Consider the following 18295-nt stretch of genomic DNA (forward strand, 5'->3'; position numbering starts at 1 on the left):
CGCCGTTCGTAGAAGAACGAACCGCACAATCCCTTGCCTGGTCAGCCTTGCCAGCGGTGATGGTGACATTAGGGATATTTCTCAATAATTTACTCCATGAATGACTATTGTCATGCAAAATAATTGAGGGTAATGTTTGCAACGCATCGGATTTCCTGGTGTAACGAATTTTCAAGTGCTTCTTGCATTAGCAAGTTTCATCCCGACTCGTGCGAGTCGGGATTTTTTTCGCCTGGAATTAGCGATTGATTTCAGTCACGCTGAAGTCATGAACATCAAGTTCAAAGGCTTCAGCCAGCTCGCGCCAGGTGTGATAATCACGACCATCAATGCTTACATGATGCGGATCGTCCCGCGCTCGCTGTACCTCACTTTCACTGATTTCATTAATCGCTGCCAGCAGGGCGTCAACATCGACACTTTCCCCGCCCTTGCTCTGTTTGGCGGTATTCATTCTGGCTACCTCGCTTAACCCGGATACGCTGTTTAAGTATAGATGGTTTACAAAAACATCAGTTATGGGGGTGAGCGCTGCGCGATCGTCCGTTTTGTTCTACACTGGCTCAAAAATAGAGGAGATGAGTTATGCAGGTAAACGATCGTGTCACGGTGAAGACCGATGGTGGCCCACGTCGATCGGGAGTTGTGCTGGCAATAGAGTCGTTTAGCGAAGGGGTAATGTATCTGGTATCGCTGGAAGACTATCCCCTGGGGATCTGGTTTTTCAACGAAATAGGGCATTCGGACGGCGTTTTTGTTGAAAAAGAAGATTAACGCTCAATCAGGCACGCTGGCGGCTTCTGCCGCCAGTACTCTTCAACGTATATTGACGTGGATCCCGGAAGTGATGTTCTCGGCCAGTCGCACAATGTGATAAATCACCTGCTTATTGTGAGTCTGAATTTTCTTTTTAATATTGCCTTTGTGCGATGAAACGGTTTTAGCCTTAATGTTCATCTGTGCGGAGATGTGGGTGGTCCCATATCCGGCCATCCACATCTGTAACATATTTGATTCAGTCTGGCTTAGGGTAAGCGTTGGGATATTAATCCGTGCAGTGCGATAATTCTCATACTTCAGGCGATTGGCCAGAATATCGTCAAGGTCTTTTGCAGTCAGTGATTTTGAGCTAATAAGCAAGTTTTTGCGTACCAGAAGATAGTGTTCGAAATGAATATTCGCCAGCGACATAAAGATAAAAAATAGCGTACCTGGATTCTGGTTGATGATTTGCCGGGTGATGCTTCCAATTAGTAGAACATGTGTTTTTCAATAAACGTCCCGATGACTTTTTCGTGGATCTCTACTGAACGCGAGAAGCAGATTGTTTTACGAGCCAAGCGCTTAATGCGGGTGCGCAGCGTCAGGTTATTGCGCTCAATCCGTTGGGTGAATATTTTTCCGGTCAGATGCTTATCCTTCGGCACCTCCCGGCCATAGCTGCCCCAGTCGTCGCTGGTGATCATGCCGATGTTGAATGGCGTAAGCAGTGCCAGTAGTTCCCGGCAGGTTTCATCGGTACGGGGACCAAAAGTGTAGGCCAGTACACCCCCTGTTTTGGTGTTATACGCGTACCAGAGCCAGTGTTGCCGGGCTTTACTGCCAACGAAACTCCATTGCTCATCAAGTTCGCAGATAAGCGCCACATCAGCATGAGCAACGGGCGAAGACGTTATTCGCTTTGGCGTGAGTTTTTTAAAGTCCGGATGACGGTGTTAATGCCAATTTTCAGTGTTCTGGCGGTATCGCGAACCCCGGCGCCATTGAAGGCCATTTCAGTGATCAGCTCTTTAATGCCCGGCTTACGGGCCTCATAAGTGTAAGTGAGCTGAAAAACGCGGTGGCAGTCACGGCAGCGAAATCTGTCATGGCCTTTAGGGTTCTGACCATGGCGGTAGACCTGTGCAGACTGACAACGAGGACAATGAATGTTAACGCTGGCCATGAAAGAACCTCAAAAGCCCGCATTATACATCAGATTCAACTAATTAGAGGCATCACCCCCAATCGGGTAAAACTGCACAAATCCATGATAATCGTTGACATGACCCATCCTCAATCAACACGTAACGATAATTTATCCTTCGCCAACAAGCGCGATGAAGTCCATTTTAGTTAGTCATAAACAAACAGCTGCTATGCTGGAACCATTAAGCAGTCTGAACTATTTCGAAATAATGCCTATAATCTGCCAGGAATATTCTCAAAGTAAAGGCTGTGAATCGCTATGTGGTAGATTTAAAAACAATAAATACCCGGTGCATATAAGGTTGCCATTTTTGGCTTATTTTAAAATAGGATTATCCTTATATTGAGTGCTTAAATTATCACCTTGTAAATGATGGGTTGAAATTGATGGGTAAGAATAATTGAACATATGCCTATGGAATGTTGATGCCACTTGCTTCTTATGTACGACGATCCTGCTTCATTCACCTCCTCCCCAGGAAGAGTGGCGGGCTTAACGCTTTAATGCCACAATGCTTTTTTATCGGTTTGTGGGATGAATGATGAAAAAGATTGTGTTTGCTGGCGCGTTGTTGGCTCTGACCGGATGCGTTCAGGTTGATAACTATAGCGATGTCGTTAAGGCGCCAGCGCCCGCAGGGCTGGAAGGATACTGGCAATCGGCGGGTCCGCAGAGTGAAATGATGAGCCCGGATGCAATTGCTAGCCTGATTGTGACCAAAGATGGCGATACCCTTGACTGCCGACAATGGCAGCGGGTGATTACCGTGCCGGGTAAATTAATGAAACGCGATGACGCGGTCTACAATGTGACCTCTGCTTTGGATGTTTATCCTGTCGAACGCGAAGGCAATACGTTACGTTACGATCGTATGACGCTAAAGCGGGTCGATCGCCTCACTCCAGAGTGCGAAGTGGCGTGGAAAAAGGCCGTGACGGATAAAAACGAACAATAGCTGATTAGCGGGCTGATTCCATTTTCAGCCCGCGATTTTCCTTTCTGCTAGAGCACTTCTTCAATTACCCAAACGCTAACGCTGCCGCCGTTACAGGTGAAAACTCCGTTGCCTTCATCATCGGTTTCAATCACTTCCTCGCGGTTGTTGAGAAAATCCCGCCAGCGCTTATTGCCATAGTTTGCGCCGAGAGGGAGTGATTTCTCTCCATCATCACCATTTGAAAGTACGACTACGCAGCCCGGATCTTCATCGGTGCCGCTGCGGCTGAAGGCGATACAGTTTGGATGATCGAACCATAGCGTCTGAACACCGTGAGCAAATTGCTGACGGGCATCGATCAGTTCGTGTAACTGCTCAATAACCGGCATTTCAATGGCGTAGGTCTGGCCGTCACCTCCGGTATCTTCATAGCTGGCACCGAAGAGGTCGGCATAAAAAACCGATGGCACCCCATTTTCGCGTAGCAGAATCAACGCGTACGCCAATGGTTTAAACCACGGTTCTACTGGCGCTTCAAGCGCCTGAAGCGGCTGCGTATCATGATTAGTCACCAGCGTTACGGCATGGAAAGGATCAGCTTCGACCAGCGTACCGCTAAAAATCTGGCTCATGTCATAGTCACGACCCTGGCGCGATGCCTCGTGGAATTTCATCTGCAGGGGCGCATCAAACAGCAATGTTTTACCGTCGACCAGCGCGATATATTGCTGAAGCTTATCCACCTCATGGGACCAGTATTCTGCAACGATAAACAGCGGTTTTGTCGCCACTTCCTGGACGTGGTCGATCCACTCTTTATAAAACCAGGCTGGAATGTGTTTAACTGCGTCAAGGCGGAAACCATCACACCCGGTCTGCTCCATGACCCAGCGCGCCCAGTACTTAATCTCCTCAGTTACTGCCCGATTGCGATAATCGATATTTTCGCCCATCAGGTAGTCGAAATTACCCATTTCATCATCGACCTGATCGTTCCAGCCTTCGCCGGTGTAGTCGTTGACGATTTTAAACACACCGTCTTCATCCGGATTTTCTATATGGTCGATTCCGCTAAAGCATTTGTAATCCCAAATAAACTCGGAGTATTGCCCTGCGCGAACGGGGAAGGTGTATCGCGTCCAGGCTTCGCACGCCACGATCTCCTCCGAGATTTGCGTGCGGTCTTGCTCATCGACACGTTGAATATGCACGGCCTCTTTTTCATCAGCCCCCATTTTGTGATTGACCACCACATCGAGCAGGATGGCGATATCGTGCTGGCGTAGCGCAGCAATGGCGGCCAGCAGTTGGGATTTATCGCCATACTTGGTCGCAACAGAGCCTTTTTGATCAAATTCGCCGAGGTCAAAAAGGTCGTAGCTGTCATATCCGACAGAGTAACCGCCGGAGGCTCCTTTGTAGGCAGGAGGCAACCAAATCATATTTATCCCGATTTCATTCAGGTTTGGCGCCAGGGCTTCGACTTCACGCCATAGTTCACCGCCGGTTGGGTAGTACCAGTGAAAACACTGCAATAACGTGGGGTTTTTCATCTTCCATGCTCCAGACGTCATCAAGCTGACCATTGCAGTATGAGAGATATCCAGCAAAATGGAGGAATTTACGCTTCGCTTTCACTATGTACTAAAAGGCATCGTATATAATTATTTGGAATAAGATGTAGCTTATCGATGTTGGTAGCTGAGGCTAACCGCCTTACACTAAAGCAAAATATCACTCTGTTAGGAGTCTCTATGAAATTAGCACTTCTGGGTCGCCAGGCGCTGATGGGCGCGATGGCCGTCGTTTTAATGGCTGGCGTCAGCACAAAAACGTTTGCTGCTGAAAATTTGCTCAATCAGGTTAAAGAGCGTGGCACCCTACGTGTAGGTCTGGAAGGCACTTATCCGCCATTCAGCTATCAGGGTGATGACGGGAAACTTACCGGTTTCGAAGTGGATTTTGCTAATGAGCTGGCGAAGCATCTTGGCGTGAAGGCCGATCTCAAGCCAACAAAATGGGACGGCATGCTGGCATCGCTGGATTCCAAACGTATTGATGTGGTGATTAATCAGGTCACCATTTCCGATCAGCGCAAGAAAAAATATGACTTCTCTACCCCCTACACTGTGTCCGGTATTCAGGCGCTGGTGAAAAAGGGTAACGAAGGCGTGATTAAAACCGCAGCCGACCTGAAAGGTAAGAAAGTTGGCGTTGGCCTGGGCACTAACTATGAAGAGTGGCTGCGCCAGAATGTACAGGGTGTCGATATCCGTACTTATGATGATGATCCGACGAAATACCAGGATCTGCGCGTAGGTCGTATCGACGCCATCCTGGTTGACCGTCTGGCGGCGCTCGATCTGGTGAAGAAAACCAATAATACCCTGGCGGTCACCGGTGAAGCTTTCTCCCGGCAGGAGTCTGGCGTTGCGCTGCGTAAAGGTAACGAAGACCTGCTGAAAGCGGTTGATGGCGCCATTGCGGATATGCAAAAAGACGGTAGCCTCAAAGCTTTGTCGGAAAAATGGTTTGGCGCTGACGTGACGAAATAACGACCAGCGGTGAAAAAAGGCGCTCTTGATAGCGCCTTTTTTTATTTCGCGCGTATCTGCGTGCATAATTAGGGATAACTCAGTCTGGAGGTCTTATGTCACTGCAAAATTTAACCCTTTTCCCGCGTCTGGAACTGATTGGCGCGCCAACGCCGCTGGAATACCTGCCGCGTTTATCCGATCACCTCGGTCGTGAAATCTTTATCAAGCGCGATGATGTTACGCCACTGGCGATGGGCGGCAATAAGCTGCGTAAGCTTGAGTTTCTGGCGGCAGATGCGCTGCGAGAGGGCGCGGATACGCTGATTACCGCAGGGGCAATCCAGTCAAACCATGTTCGCCAGACGGCGGCGGTAGCGGCCAAACTAGGCCTGCACTGCGTAGCGCTGCTGGAAAATCCGATTGGGACCCGCGCCGAAAACTATCTGACGAACGGCAATCGCCTGCTGCTTGATCTGTTTAATACGCAGGTTGAGATGTGTGATGCGCTGACCGATCCTAATGCCCAGTTGGAAGAGCTGGCGACCCGACTTGAAGCCCAGGGCTATCGCCCGTATGTGATCCCGGTTGGGGGTTCTAACGCCCTTGGCGCACTGGGTTATGTCGAAAGTGCGCTGGAAATTGCTCAGCAGTGTGAAGGGGCGGTTGAGCTGTCTTCTGTGGTTGTTGCATCCGGTAGCGCAGGCACTCATGCCGGCCTGGCCGTGGGTCTTGAACAACTGATGCCGAATGCTGAATTGATCGGTGTGACCGTCTCGCGCAAAGTTGCTGACCAACTGCCAAAAGTGATTGCGTTGCAGCAAGCGGTGGCAAACAGTCTGGAGCTGGAAGCCAGGGCAGGGATCCAGCTGTGGGATGATTATTTTGCACCTGGCTACGGCACGCCAAACGATGAAGGGATGGACGCGGTAAGATTGTTGGCGCAGCTTGAAGGTATTTTGCTGGACCCGGTATATACCGGAAAGGCGATGGCCGGGCTGATTGATGGTATCAACCAAAACCGCTTTAAGGATGAAGGGCCGATTTTGTTTATTCATACTGGCGGTGCGCCCGCACTGTTTGCTTATCATCCTCATATCTAATGCAGAACAAATAGAATGCAAGAGAGTATCCAACTGGTTATTGATTCCGCACCTTTTCTGCTGAAAGGTGCGGTATTTACGCTACAGCTCAGTCTTGGCGGGATGTTTTTCGGCCTGGTTCTGGGGTTTATTCTGGCGCTTATGCGCATGTCACCCGTCTGGCCAATCAAATGGCTGGCGCGGATGTACATCTCAATTTTTCGCGGCACGCCGTTGATTGCGCAGCTGTTTATGATCTATTACGGTCTGCCGCAATTTGGTATTGAACTGGATCCTATTCCAGCGGCGATGATTGGCTTGTCGCTCAATACTGCAGCTTACGCGGCAGAAACGCTGCGTGCAGCGATTGCCTCTATTGATAAAGGGCAGTGGGAAGCGGCGGCAAGTATCGGTATGACGCCCTGGCAGGCGATGCGTCGTGCCATTTTGCCGCAGGCTGCGCGCGTGGCGCTGCCGCCGCTCTCTAATAGTTTTATCAGCCTGGTGAAAGATACCTCGCTGGCGGCGACCATCCAGGTCCCTGAGCTATTCCGTCAGGCCCAGCTGATTACCTCGCGTACGCTGGAAGTTTTCACTATGTACCTGGCTGCTTCGCTGATCTACTGGGTGATGGCGACGGTGCTGTCGACGCTACAGAACTATTTTGAAAACCAGCTGAACCGCCAGGAGCGTGATCCGAAATGAGTGCCATCGAAGTTAAAAACCTGGTGAAACAGTTCCATGGTCAAACAGTGCTTCACGGTATCGATCTTGAAGTACAGGAAGGTGAAGTCGTGGCGATCATCGGTCCCAGCGGCTCGGGTAAAACCACCTTGCTGCGCAGCATTAATCTGCTGGAACAGCCGGAAAGCGGGACGATTCGTGTAGGCGATGTGACTATTGATACTGCACGCAGCATCAGTCAGCAAAAAACGGCCATTCGCCGCCTGCGCCAGCATGTAGGCTTTGTGTTCCAGAGCTTTAATCTGTTTCCGCATCGCACGGTGATGGAAAACATTATTGAAGGGCCGGTTATCGTGAAAGGGGAGGATAAAAATGAATCCATCACCCGCGCACGTGAATTGCTGGCGAAAGTGGGCCTGACGGGGAAGGAAAACAGCTATCCGCGTCGTTTGTCCGGTGGCCAGCAGCAGCGTGTGGCGATTGCCAGAGCGCTGGCGATGCGGCCCGATGTGATTTTGTTTGATGAGCCGACATCGGCGTTAGATCCCGAGCTGGTGGGGGAGGTGTTGAATACCATTCGTCAACTCGCGCAGGAGAAACGTACCATGGTTATCGTGACCCATGAAATGAGCTTCGCCCGCGATGTGGCTGATCGAGCCATCTTTATGGATCAGGGGCGTATCGTTGAACAGGGTGAGGCAAAATCGCTATTTTCCAACCCTCAACAGTCACGTACCCGTCAGTTTCTTGAAAAATTCCTGATGCAGTAGCCCTAATCCGCTGGCAGCGTTACGACTGGGAAAAAACGGTCGGACGCTGACAGATTATCGACGTTTCTGCCCATTTTTCTTTTCATCAGAAAGTTGAATGCTTTCGCACCGCTAAGAAGTCAGACCTGTTATGCACATCAAAGATTCCAGTGGCATCAGTCGGCATACTTTCCGACAGAATCCTCCCGTCGCGACAACTGCAATCTAATAAGTGCGATGGCTACGATATTTTATACATATAAATAAGATTTATGTGTTAGCTTTATGTATTTATAATAATGATTATCAATCAGGAGTTATTTGGTCAGTTATGAGGGACAATGATTTTTTCAGCTGGCGGCGGGAAATGCTGCAACAATTCCAGTCCGTTGCTGCGGGAGAGGGCGTTTATAATCTTCTTCAACAGCAATCAGAAGAACTGGAATATGACTACTTCGCGCTCTGCGTACGGCATCCCGTGCCCTTTACTCGCCCCCGGGTGACCCTGAAGTCGACTTATCCGCAGGCCTGGATGTCGCACTATCAAGCCGAGAATTACTTTGCTATCGACCCGGTACTACGCAGCGAAAATTTCCTTCGCGGGCATTTGCCATGGGACGACAAATTATTCCATGATACGCCTGAGTTATGGAATGGTGCTCGCGATCATGGGTTGCGAAAAGGCGTGACGCAGTGTCTGACGCTACCGAACCATGCCCAGGGATTCTTATCCGTTTCGGGCGAAAGTCGCAGTCCGGGCCCCCTGGCGGAAGATGAACTGGAGATGCGCTTAAGAACGCTGATTGAGTTGAGTTTATTGACGCTATTACGGCTGGAAGATGAGATGGTCATGCCGCCGGAAATGAAATTTAGCCGACGCGAACTGGAGATTTTGAAATGGACAGCGGAAGGAAAAACCTCGGCTGAGGTCGCTATGATTCTGTCTATCTCAGAAAATACCGTCAATTTCCATCAAAAGAATATGCAACGGAAATTCAATGCACCAAACAAAACGCAGATTGCCTGCTATGCCGTGGCAACGGGGTTAATTTGAGCTAATCCTTTGTTCTGCGTGCCAGACGTGATACCGGCTGTCAGTAATACTTTCAGCCGGTGAATACTTACTGACGATATGCCTGCTTAATTTGCTTGACGGTGCTGGAGAATACGGCGGCCTGAGCCTCATCTTCCATCTGCGCAATTTGCCTTTCCATTTTAATCATCACGCGACCTGCATCCGCCTGGCCCATGGCTTGAAGCATCAGCGTTAACAGCGCTTTCAGGCAGGAAACTTCCTGTGCCAGTTCTTGATTATTTTCTGCAGTGGAAAAATCTGGTGTGCTCATCGATATCCTCGTTTGCTCTCTGCGCAAATGCGCATTACTAAAAGTGAAGGCGGCGAAGTATAGCACAAGCAAAGGGAAAAAAAGGAGTGCTTGGTTTCTGTTCTTTCATCTAAGCTGTGAATGATTTAATTCACTGAATAATACGTATTCATGAGATCTAAACGCGTTAATTTTCTACACCAGTCCTCTATCGTTAATAATTGTTACATATCTTGTTTCGTATTTATCATCTGCGAGATGTGTTGTGTTCTTGCATAATCTGTATGATGAATGTTAAAAAATTTACATAATGCAAATCACTGTTATGTATGACTTTCCACTTAGTGTGCAGGCAGATTTCCATAAGTCAGTAAGAAATCTTTCATAGGACATTTTTTTGGCTTTTAAAGTTACGATAAAACCCGGTAATATGTATGCGATAAGCTATCAGTAGCGTTATCCCTAATTCTGGAGATTATTCCTTTGATCAACGTCCTTCTTGTTGATGATCACGAACTAGTGCGCGCAGGGATACGACGCATTCTGGAAGATATAAAAGGAATTAAAGTTGTCGGTGAAGCGTGCTGTGGTGAGGACGCTGTGAAATGGTGTCGCGCTAATCCCGTCGATGTTGTCCTGATGGATATGAATATGCCGGGTATCGGGGGGCTTGAGGCTACCCGCAAAATTGCCCGTTCCGTGGCTGACGCCAAAGTGATTATGCTCACTGTTCATACCGAAAACCCGCTTCCGGCGAAAGTGATGCAGGCCGGTGCGGCTGGTTACCTTAGTAAAGGTGCTGCACCGCAAGAGGTCGTGAATGCGATTCGCTGTGTGGCATCAGGCCAGCGCTATATAGCTTCAGATATCGCCCAGCAGATGGCGCTCAGCCAGATTGAGCCTGAAAAGGCAGAATCGCCGTTTGCCAGTTTGTCTGAGCGTGAATTGCAGATTATGCTGATGATCACTAAAGGTCAGAAGGTCAATGAGATCTCAGAGCAGTTAAATCTGAGTCCTAAGACGGTGAACAGCTACCGTTACCGAATGTTCAGCAAACTGAATATTCATGGCGACGTGGAGCTGACGCACCTGGCAATCCGCCATGGCCTGTGTAATGCGGAGTCGTTAGCAAGTCAGTGAGTGATGTTTTTGACGCAAAAGCTTTCCTGAAGACAGTGACCAGCCAGCCGGGCGTCTATCGTATGTATGATGCTGGCGGTACTGTCATCTATGTGGGTAAAGCAAAAGATCTGAAAAAGCGGCTCAGTAGCTATTTTCGCAGCAACCTGGCTTCGCGTAAAACCGAAGCGTTGGTGGCGCTTATCGCGCAAATTGATGTCACCGTCACGCATACTGAAACGGAAGCGCTGCTGCTCGAGCATAATTACATTAAGCTGTATCAGCCGCGTTATAACGTGCTGCTGCGAGATGATAAATCCTACCCTTTCATTTTCCTTAGCGGTGATACCCATCCCCGGCTGGCCACGCATCGCGGTGCAAAGCACGCTAAAGGCGAGTATTTTGGCCCATTTCCAAACGGCTATGCGGTTCGTGAAACTTTAGCTCTGCTGCAAAAAATTTTCCCAATCCGTCAATGTGAGAACAGCGTGTACCGCAACCGCTCGCGTCCATGCCTGCAGTACCAGATTGGTCGCTGTCTGGGGCCGTGTGTCGCCGGGTTGGTCAGCGAGGAAGAGTACGCTCAGCAGGTTGATTACGTGCGCTTGTTCCTTGCGGGTAAGGACGATCAGGTGTTAACGCAGTTGATCGCTCGCATGGAGAAAGCCAGCCAGTCGCTAGAGTTTGAAGAAGCTGCACGGATCCGTGACCAGATTCAGGCGGTACGCCGGGTCACGGAGAAGCAGTTTGTTTCTAACAACGGTGACGATCTTGATGTCATCGGCGTAGCTTTTGAGGCCGGAATGGCCTGTGTGCACGTACTGTTTATTCGTCAGGGTAAGGTGCTGGGCAGCCGCAGCTATTTCCCGAAGGTACCCAGCGGAACCGAGCTTGGGGAAGTGGTGGAAACTTTTGTTGGTCAGTTCTATTTACAGGGTAGCCAGATGCGAACGCTACCGGGTGAGATCCTGCTGGATTTCAACCTGGGCGACAAAACCCTACTGGCTGATTCGCTCTCAGAACTGGCCGGACGGCGTGTTAACGTACAGACCAAGCCTCGTGGCGATCGTGCTCGCTATTTGAAACTGGCGCGAACCAATGCCGCCACGGCGTTGACGACCAAACTCTCTCAGCATTCGACTATTACCCAACGCTTACAGGCACTGACGACGTTGCTTAAGCTCCCCGCCATCAATCGGATGGAATGCTTTGATATCAGCCACACGATGGGGGAACAAACGGTCGCGTCGTGCGTCGTTTTTGACAGCAATGGGCCGCTGCGGGCGGAATATCGTCGCTATAATATTACCGGTATCACTCCGGGTGATGATTATGCCGCGATGAACCAGGTTCTGCGCCGTCGTTACGGCAAGGCAATCGAAGAGAGTAAAATTCCTGATGTTATCCTGATAGATGGTGGTAAAGGGCAGCTCGGACAGGCGAAAATGGTCTTTGCCGAGCTGGATGTACCGTGGGATAAAAACCACCCTCTGCTATTGGGCGTAGCAAAAGGCAGCGATCGTAAAGCAGGGCTGGAGACGTTATTCTTCGAACCTGAAGGGGAGGGCTTTAGTCTTCCGCCGGATTCACCTGCGTTGCATGTTATCCAGCATATTCGCGATGAATCACACGATCATGCCATCACTGGTCACCGTAAAAAACGGGCGAAAGTGAAAAGTACCAGTACGCTGGAAACCATCGAAGGGGTGGGGCCAAAGCGCCGGCAAATGTTGTTGAAATATATGGGCGGTCTGCAGGGGCTACAGAAAGCCAGCGTTGAAGAAATTGCTAAAGTGCCGGGTATATCTCACGGTCTGGCAGAAAAGATCTTCTACTCGTTGAAACATTAGGGGCTCTGTAGCAACATAGGGCTAATTTTTACTTACAACAGATAGTTACCCGTTACTATGCGATTTAATATCCCTACGTTGCTTACTCTGTTTCGCGTCATTCTTATCCCTTTCTTTGTACTGGCATTTTACCTGCCGTTTGTTTGGGCTCCCTTTGCTTGCGCGCTGATTTTCTTTGTCGCTGCCGTAACCGACTGGTTTGATGGCTATCTGGCGCGTCGCTGGAATCAGAGCACGCGCTTTGGTGCCTTCCTGGATCCGGTTGCGGATAAAGTCATGGTTGCGATCGCGATGGTGCTGGTCGCTGAGCATTATCACACCTGGTGGGTGACGCTACCGGCCGCAACGATGATTGCCCGTGAAATTATTATCTCCGCCTTGCGTGAGTGGATGGCTGAGCTGGGTAAACGCAGCAGCGTGGCGGTTTCGTGGATCGGTAAAGTGAAAACAACGGCACAGATGGCGGCACTGGTGTGGATGCTGTGGCGGCCAAATATCTGGGTTGAATGGGCGGGTATTGGCCTGTTCCTCGTAGCGGCGGTGCTGACGCTGTGGTCAATGCTGCAATATTTGAACGCTGCACGCGGCGATTTGCTTGATCAGTGATCGTTTCGGCGCAATTTTCAGCAAACAACACAAGGTTTTAAAAAATAACGTTGACTCATTGCGCCAGGTAAGTAGAATGCAACGCATCGAACGGCAGCACGGTCTGCCAGACGATAACAAAATCAAGCGATTAGCAATTCAGCTTGGTGATGCGGGAATAGCTCAGTTGGTAGAGCACGACCTTGCCAAGGTCGGGGTCGCGAGTTCGAGTCTCGTTTCCCGCTCCAATATAAAAACATCGGCAATTGCGGGTGTTGCAGTATTAAGGCGCGTTAGCAAAGCGGTTATGTAGCGGATTGCAAATCCGTCTAGTCCGGTTCGACTCCGGAACGCGCCTCCAATTACTATCCCGAGCCCGGGTGGTGGAATCGGTAGACACAAGGGATTTAAAATCCCTCGGCGTTCGCGCTGTGCGGGTTCAAGTCCCGCTCCGGGTACCATTGGGATAAAGCTAATAAAATCAATGATAAGCAGTGTCGTGTAAAACCACCTACGGGTGGTTTTTTTATGCCTGAAATTCTCCTTTCCAAAGATGCGTCCGAAGATAATTTTTCAACGAACGCATAGCGATTCATTTTTTCTGACCGCCAACAACCGGCACAATTTTAGTTTTCCTGTCGTAAATCGCCGTTTGTCTCGAATTCTTATGGCCTGAAATTGCCTGTTTCTCCTCGAGGCTTCCTTCCAGATCAGAGACACCTTTCGCTTTCAGATCGTGGAAAGTGAAATCTATCTGCAGGTGTGGGTTCTTTTCCTGTGCTGCGATTTTCGCGTCGCGCCAGCGTGAATTAAAACCGTCGCGGGTGTATTTGCTGCCGCTGGTCTGGTGAATGACAAACAGGCTACGGATACCAGGCTTTAACGGCAGGGAACGGGCGAGGGCGACAGCGGCGCGCAGGCGTGGCGACCATGCTTTGATTTGCTTTACGCCTGTTTTTCCCTGGCGGATAAAGATCCCGGTTTCGCGTATCTGGTCTTCAGTCAAAGCCAGCACATCGCTTTGTCTGGCCAGACACAAATAAGCGATTTCCATGGTGGCGCGAACCACGTCCGGAGCAACGTCGTAAACCGCTTTATATTCTTCGTCGGTGATGTAACGCTCTCGGGCTGTCTCTTTAAACTTCTTAACGCCCTGACAGGGATTATGCTGGACGTAACCCCGCTCATAACCCCAGCGGAATACCCGCGAAAGAAAACTCTTTTCCCGGTTGGCCTGCGTTCGGCTGGACAGGCCGCGCTGATCCATGTAACGGCGGATATGTTCTGGTTTAATTTTATCAGGGTTAATTTTCCCAAAAACGGGTAGAACTTTGCCTGAATACTTTACATAGTCTTTTCTGGTTTCAGCTGCCAAATCCATAAAATCAGGGGAGCACATAAACTGATCGGCGAGAGTCTGAAAGGTTCTCCTCTCTTTTTCTTCACCCACAGCTTTTTCATATGCCAGCCAAACGGCTGATTGCGGCTCGGTTAGCGCGCAAAGCCGTATGGCTTTGTTATCCTTATTCCTGAATTCATATGCCGCTTTACCACGGTAGACGCGGGGCGGCATCCAGTTATCGGCAGGGTTTTTACGCTTTCCGGCCATTGAATACCGCTCCGAAATCTGGTTCTTCTTCCTGCAACTCTTCGGTGTTCTGGTTGCGGTATTTTATCGGGTTAGTGAAGTGGCCCCATGTTGTTTTGGGGTGCCCATCAGCCCTTTCTATGAAGAAGATACCAGCCCGGCGCAGTGCTTCGCATTGCCTGGTTTTAAGAGGGGTTCCGGTTAGTTCAATCATCTCCTCCCTTGAGATGATGTCGTTTTCGTGTCGCATGGTCTTTCCTCATCATGCCGACTATCGCGTTATCAGCTTCTTCGCATGCGCGTTCGATTTCAGTCCTGGTCAGGGTCTTCTTTCGTACGCTGGCGGATAACCGGCCAATCTTGATATCGAAATCTGAGAGCAATACAGCTCCCGGTTGCCATCGCAGCATAGCGTTCTCCGTTTTCAAAGGGGGCAGCTATGCTAGCGATGGTTGGTTTTTATTTCTGATTATGCTTAATCTGATTTGGTTTATTCCGTAGCGCACCATTTTCTCTGGTGATTTTCACGCTATAGGGAAAATGAAAATCAAACTCGCAACGTGCGCAGGCTTCGATCTTACCTTTGGTGCCATCAGGAAAAATAACGTGAATGGCATCCCCTCGCTTCAGGGTGATTTTGAGCATATCAGCGCACCTGTAATGAACGTTCGCCAATCTCAAGGCGAGCGCCCGGTACTGGTTTTAACAGTTCTTCCGGTATCTCTCCGCCGTCAGCGGTAATCTGGGCCGCTGCTGCCTGTGCCGATTCGATGATCTCCTTGATTGCCTTCTTATCTGGGATAATAACTGTTTTCACATCGACCAATTGAATACCATCAATTTCGTCAGGGATTTTTTCAACATCATCAATGATGACACTGACGCTACCTTTACGGGCAGTAAACGTGTTTTTGGCTGTTTTCAGCTTATCTAGCCCGGCCGCCATCAGGCAGGAGAGAATATACTTACGCAGAGCCTTATCCTTATTCTCAAAGGACTTCTTACGTTCGGCCAGGCGTTTTATTTCATCATCGCAGGTGCTGGCATTGCCGAGGTTATTACGTGCGATAACCATGATGGAATCCAGTTTATCGGCCAGTTCTCCTTCCATGCCTTCAAGGGTATCAGCGATCATTTCCGGAGTCAGTTCATCAGAGCTTTCCAGCAGTTGCAGCAAGCTCTGGTAGTCGGCAGCGATGGCAATAGCAGTGGTGGAAGTCATTATGCTTTCTCCTCGGATTTATTCAGTTCGGCGATACGTCCATTTTTGATATCAGTCAGGCGGCGTAACCGGCCACTGAGGTATCTAGAACGCTGAGTGTCACCTTTTGATTCTGCATCCTTGCGGTGCACTTCGAGTTTTCGGGCAATAGTGCCAAACACCTTTTCAACTTCGTTAACAGACACTCCAGTAGATAGGGTTTCAGCAACGGAGGTAAGGTCGTCGTCTAATTCCTGACGAAGCCGCACTATATCTTCAATGCTTTCGCTGGCTTTTTTGATTTCGAATATCTCATTCAATTTTGAGGTGTATTCATTGTCGTTATGCATGTTCATGTAAACGTCTGCACCAAATCCGAGGTGGGATAGTGCTTTGGTTGTAGCGTCAGTCAGTGATTTTTTGGCGGCTTCTTTCTCCATTTTTAATGCACCATCCCCCCCCTTGGTAATGTAATCCGTATGTCCATAAGCCGGAATGCGCCCCTTCTTTCCGTCCCGGAGGTACCAGAGTTCAATCCGAATTGTATGTACGGATAAACAGAATAATGAGCCATCCCCGTCCCTTACCGGCTTCTGGCCAATTATTTTTCCTGATTGGTCCTGTATTGGCTCCATAAGCGGCACACCTCGATCTATGCGCTCTCCTTTGATATCAACGCCCCAACCGGTTCCTTCCATTCCGAAAACTTCCGTTGCGCGCATCAGCATGTACTGCGCCCGGATTGAGTGAAGCCCTGCGCCGAAACTGTTCTTTTCGACGAAGGCCGGATCTGTTCGCTGGACTCGATTCCAGACACTAAGGTTTGCTTTGGCCTGGTCGTCACTCAATTCAGATAGATATGATTCAATTTGTTTTGAGGCTATATTTTCATTTGGTTGAGTTGCTGGAATCAAATCTCCGGCATCTGGCATGCGATCTTTGAGGTTGATATCACGAGCCAAACGAGCGGCTTCGCCTGCCACTTTTTCAGCCTTAACGCTTAACTTCTCTTCCGGCTCAGCCCCCTCGCCAGATGCATATACCCCATAGCCCATATCGTTGAGCGTCTCACGCGCCTGTTTGGCCTGGGTATCGGTTACAACCGACGGCGGCACTTCCTCTTTTTCGCCCACGTTTGAGGCGGTATTTTGCGTTGCCTCTGGTTCTTTAACGGATCCCGCCTCGGTTTTTTCAAAGCGGCCATTTGCCTCCAGCCATGAATCGATGTGGCGCCGCAGGCTGTCAGGGAAATGGTAGGTATCTTTCGCCGGTACGTTCTGCACCACACCGAAGATGCTGGCGCGGTCGTATTTGAGTATCTGCGGAGTGGTGTGCAGCGATGCAGACCAGCGTTTAAAGTCTTCCCGGTCATCGGAAATCATCTTCTTAGCGTCCAGAAGGTTTCCGGATAGTACCGGCGCATCAGGCGCCAGCGGGAGAAGGGCGGTAGCGATCTCCTGATCCAGCGTTGCATAAGTGTGTTTATACCCGCGCTTAGAAATTACCACGGGTGTTTTATCATCGGTGCTGGTGCTGAGAGCGGTATTTTTATATACGCCGGGGGCCAGTTCGTCGCGCTTGCCCGGATTCTCAAGCCAGCGTTTAACGAACTGAGAGATAGCCGCTTTGCCTGGCGTCTGGTTTTCAAAATGGGAGAAAATACCCTGAACAAGATTATTCAGTCCTTCCACGTGCATGCTTTGAACCGGGAAGTTATTTTGCAGGGCGCATAGCACGTTAAAGTTAAAGCGATCTTCCTCTTCAAATTCCCCATCGTGGTTTTTCAGGTTATCCAGATAATCCACAACCTGAGAATAAAGGTGGCCATCAATCGCAGCGGTGCTAAAAAGCAGGACGGCAGCAAAGCGTTCCTCTGCGGAAACGGTCATCAGGTCGATCACTTCATCGTCGGCAGGTAAACCAGCACTACTTCCGGAAGCTCTATCCTGCACAGTAGAAATCCATTTTTCACCGTCAAAAGTATGCTGCAGGGCGAATGACTCATCGAACTGGCCAACGGTAGGCAGCGGCTGGCCTTCAATATGTTCCCACAGTTTCGGTTTGAAATAGTTGTCACCATTGGCCGGGTATGACTCCCAGAGTTTGCCGGTCATAATGCTTTCGGCCACTTTTTTGTTTGGCGCATCGATGGCGATCGCCAGCTGCACGGCGCCGCAGTCTTTAATCGCCGATTTCTTTGGCTCAAATAAGCCGTTGTAGATGGTCATTGGTCTTTCCTCTTGGTTTCTGGCGCAGGTCACGCGCCGGTTAATTAAAACGGTACGTCGCTTTCTTCAATCGGAGAGTGATCGATGCACAGCAGCTGCTGAATCTGGTCTTCAATAACACCCAGCACCTTCTTTGCTTCGGCAGAGATTTTCTCTTTCTTCGCGCGAAGGGCATTAACCTGCATACCAATAATGTCGATTGGCTCTAAAGCCGGAATGGCAACCTCTACCGTTTTGGTAGTAACGAGGACATACAGATCAGGGTATTGCTGTGACATGTCACAGGTGAATGAGTGATAAGACGTTGGTAGATATGGGTTCGTTGTGGCCATAACGTAAACAGTTACGGGGATGGTAAGCGCTTCCATAGCGACTCCTTGTTGATGTATACTCAGAGCCGATCAGTGTTGACTCTGTCGGCATTGGTCTTTCCTCATCACAAGC

Annotated in this window: 20 protein-coding genes, 3 tRNA genes and 1 pseudogene; 13 read left to right on the plus strand and 11 right to left on the minus strand. The window is 49.7% G+C overall.

Translation table 11 applies throughout. From position 1 onward, the window contains the following. Nucleotides 1-238: 238 nt before the first annotated feature. Entirely contained in the window at nt 239-454 is a 216-nt protein-coding gene (gene yodD, locus AC07P6_RS11185; RefSeq protein WP_112213244.1) for a YodD family peroxide/acid resistance protein, read from the minus strand. Between the two features lie 131 nt (nt 455-585). Between yodD and dsrB the strand changes: the two genes are divergently transcribed. Next, nucleotides 586-774 carry a protein DsrB gene (gene dsrB / locus AC07P6_RS11190; protein ID WP_112213245.1) on the plus strand — a complete coding sequence of 63 codons (189 nt, stop codon included), beginning with the start codon at nt 586-588 and terminating at the stop codon, nt 772-774. A gap of 42 nt (nt 775-816) precedes the next feature. Here the strand turns inward: dsrB and rcsA are convergent. Further along, nucleotides 817-1242: pseudogene (gene rcsA, locus AC07P6_RS11195) on the minus strand (transcriptional regulator RcsA); the annotation flags it as partial. An 8-nt stretch (nt 1243-1250) separates the two neighbouring features. Further along, a protein-coding gene (locus AC07P6_RS11200; protein ID WP_087786203.1) for an IS1-like element IS1N family transposase occupies nt 1251-1945 on the minus strand; the annotation gives its coding sequence in 2 pieces (ribosomal slippage) (nt 1251-1699 and nt 1699-1945; 696 coding nt in all). A gap of 562 nt (nt 1946-2507) precedes the next feature. On the opposite strand from AC07P6_RS11200, the gene yedD reads away from it, so the two are divergent. After that, complete coding sequence (gene yedD / locus AC07P6_RS11205; RefSeq protein WP_181485751.1) at nt 2508-2924, plus strand: lipoprotein YedD; 417 nt, start codon at nt 2508-2510, stop codon at nt 2922-2924. A 47-nt stretch (nt 2925-2971) separates the two neighbouring features. On the opposite strand, the gene amyA is transcribed toward yedD, so the two are convergent. Then, a complete protein-coding gene (gene amyA / locus AC07P6_RS11210; RefSeq protein ID WP_478316308.1) occupies nt 2972-4459 on the minus strand; it encodes an alpha-amylase in 1488 nt (495 codons plus the stop codon). 201 nt (nt 4460-4660) lie between these two features. On the opposite strand from amyA, the gene tcyJ reads away from it, so the two are divergent. The 5 genes from tcyJ (at nt 4661) to sdiA (ending at nt 9009) form a co-directional block, all read left to right on the plus strand. Next, nucleotides 4661-5461 (plus strand): cystine ABC transporter substrate-binding protein, encoded by an 801-nt coding sequence (tcyJ, locus tag AC07P6_RS11215; RefSeq protein ID WP_181485753.1) that lies wholly within the window; start codon nt 4661-4663, stop codon nt 5459-5461. Nucleotides 5462-5556: 95 nt separating this feature from the next. Continuing rightward, a complete protein-coding gene (gene dcyD / locus AC07P6_RS11220; RefSeq protein ID WP_478316310.1) occupies nt 5557-6543 on the plus strand; it encodes a D-cysteine desulfhydrase in 987 nt (328 codons plus the stop codon). A gap of 15 nt (nt 6544-6558) precedes the next feature. Next, the gene (gene tcyL / locus AC07P6_RS11225) at nt 6559-7227 is read left to right on the plus strand and encodes a cystine ABC transporter permease (RefSeq protein WP_110274350.1); all 669 of its coding nucleotides are present in this window, start codon (nt 6559-6561) and stop codon (nt 7225-7227) included. Beyond that, nucleotides 7224-7976 (plus strand): L-cystine ABC transporter ATP-binding protein TcyN, encoded by a 753-nt coding sequence (gene tcyN / locus AC07P6_RS11230; RefSeq protein WP_182239662.1) that lies wholly within the window; start codon nt 7224-7226, stop codon nt 7974-7976. The genes tcyL and tcyN overlap by 4 nt, the downstream gene beginning before the upstream one ends. A 310-nt stretch (nt 7977-8286) precedes the next feature. Continuing rightward, nucleotides 8287-9009: a quorum-sensing transcriptional regulator SdiA gene (gene sdiA, locus AC07P6_RS11235; protein WP_112213252.1), complete on the plus strand. Its 723-nt coding sequence runs from the start codon at nt 8287-8289 to the stop codon at nt 9007-9009. A gap of 67 nt (nt 9010-9076) precedes the next feature. Here sdiA and AC07P6_RS11240 read toward each other — a convergent pair whose 3' ends face one another. Continuing rightward, complete coding sequence (locus AC07P6_RS11240) at nt 9077-9301, minus strand: DUF2594 family protein (protein WP_110274347.1); 225 nt, start codon at nt 9299-9301, stop codon at nt 9077-9079. 462 nt (nt 9302-9763) lie between these two features. On the opposite strand from AC07P6_RS11240, the gene uvrY reads away from it, so the two are divergent. The 6 genes from uvrY (at nt 9764) to AC07P6_RS11270 (ending at nt 13295) form a co-directional block, all read left to right on the plus strand. After that, on the plus strand, nt 9764-10420 hold the full coding sequence (uvrY, locus tag AC07P6_RS11245; RefSeq protein WP_110274346.1) for a UvrY/SirA/GacA family response regulator transcription factor: 657 nt from the start codon (nt 9764-9766) through the stop codon (nt 10418-10420). Next, a complete protein-coding gene (gene uvrC / locus AC07P6_RS11250) occupies nt 10417-12249 on the plus strand; it encodes an excinuclease ABC subunit UvrC (protein WP_181485757.1) in 1833 nt (610 codons plus the stop codon). The genes uvrY and uvrC overlap by 4 nt, the downstream gene beginning before the upstream one ends. Before the next feature lie 57 nt (nt 12250-12306). Beyond that, complete coding sequence (gene pgsA / locus AC07P6_RS11255; RefSeq protein ID WP_112213254.1) at nt 12307-12855, plus strand: CDP-diacylglycerol--glycerol-3-phosphate 3-phosphatidyltransferase; 549 nt, start codon at nt 12307-12309, stop codon at nt 12853-12855. A gap of 151 nt (nt 12856-13006) precedes the next feature. Then, nucleotides 13007-13082, plus strand: a tRNA-Gly gene (locus AC07P6_RS11260). Nucleotides 13083-13121: 39 nt separating this feature from the next. After that, nucleotides 13122-13195, plus strand: a tRNA-Cys gene (locus AC07P6_RS11265). Between the two features lie 13 nt (nt 13196-13208). Beyond that, nucleotides 13209-13295, plus strand: a tRNA-Leu gene (locus AC07P6_RS11270). A 131-nt stretch (nt 13296-13426) separates the two neighbouring features. Here the strand turns inward: AC07P6_RS11270 and AC07P6_RS11275 are convergent. The 6 genes from AC07P6_RS11275 to AC07P6_RS11300 all read right to left on the minus strand — a co-directional run bounded on the left by AC07P6_RS11275 (nt 13427) and on the right by AC07P6_RS11300 (nt 18219). Next, nucleotides 13427-14443, minus strand: a complete 1017-nt coding sequence (locus tag AC07P6_RS11275) for a tyrosine-type recombinase/integrase (protein WP_151391738.1) — start codon at nt 14441-14443, stop codon at nt 13427-13429. Beyond that, nucleotides 14427-14672: a DUF4224 domain-containing protein gene (locus AC07P6_RS11280; protein ID WP_103468774.1), complete on the minus strand. Its 246-nt coding sequence runs from the start codon at nt 14670-14672 to the stop codon at nt 14427-14429. The genes AC07P6_RS11275 and AC07P6_RS11280 overlap by 17 nt, the downstream gene beginning before the upstream one ends. A gap of 209 nt (nt 14673-14881) precedes the next feature. Then, nucleotides 14882-15067 carry a hypothetical protein gene (locus tag AC07P6_RS11285; RefSeq protein WP_069135238.1) on the minus strand — a complete coding sequence of 62 codons (186 nt, stop codon included), beginning with the start codon at nt 15065-15067 and terminating at the stop codon, nt 14882-14884. 1 nt (nt 15068) lies between these two features. Continuing rightward, nucleotides 15069-15644 (minus strand): siphovirus Gp157 family protein, encoded by a 576-nt coding sequence (locus AC07P6_RS11290; protein ID WP_154950714.1) that lies wholly within the window; start codon nt 15642-15644, stop codon nt 15069-15071. After that, nucleotides 15644-17851, minus strand: coding sequence for a hypothetical protein (locus tag AC07P6_RS11295; protein ID WP_478316313.1), 2208 nt, complete (start codon nt 17849-17851; stop codon nt 15644-15646). Before AC07P6_RS11295 ends, AC07P6_RS11290 begins: the two co-directional genes overlap by 1 nt. Nucleotides 17852-17895: 44 nt before the next feature. Further along, a complete protein-coding gene (locus tag AC07P6_RS11300) occupies nt 17896-18219 on the minus strand; it encodes a hypothetical protein (RefSeq protein WP_478316315.1) in 324 nt (107 codons plus the stop codon). Nucleotides 18220-18295: the final 76 nt, after the last annotated feature.

It is taken from the genome of Klebsiella sp. GFKo11 (genome assembly GCF_056490265.1).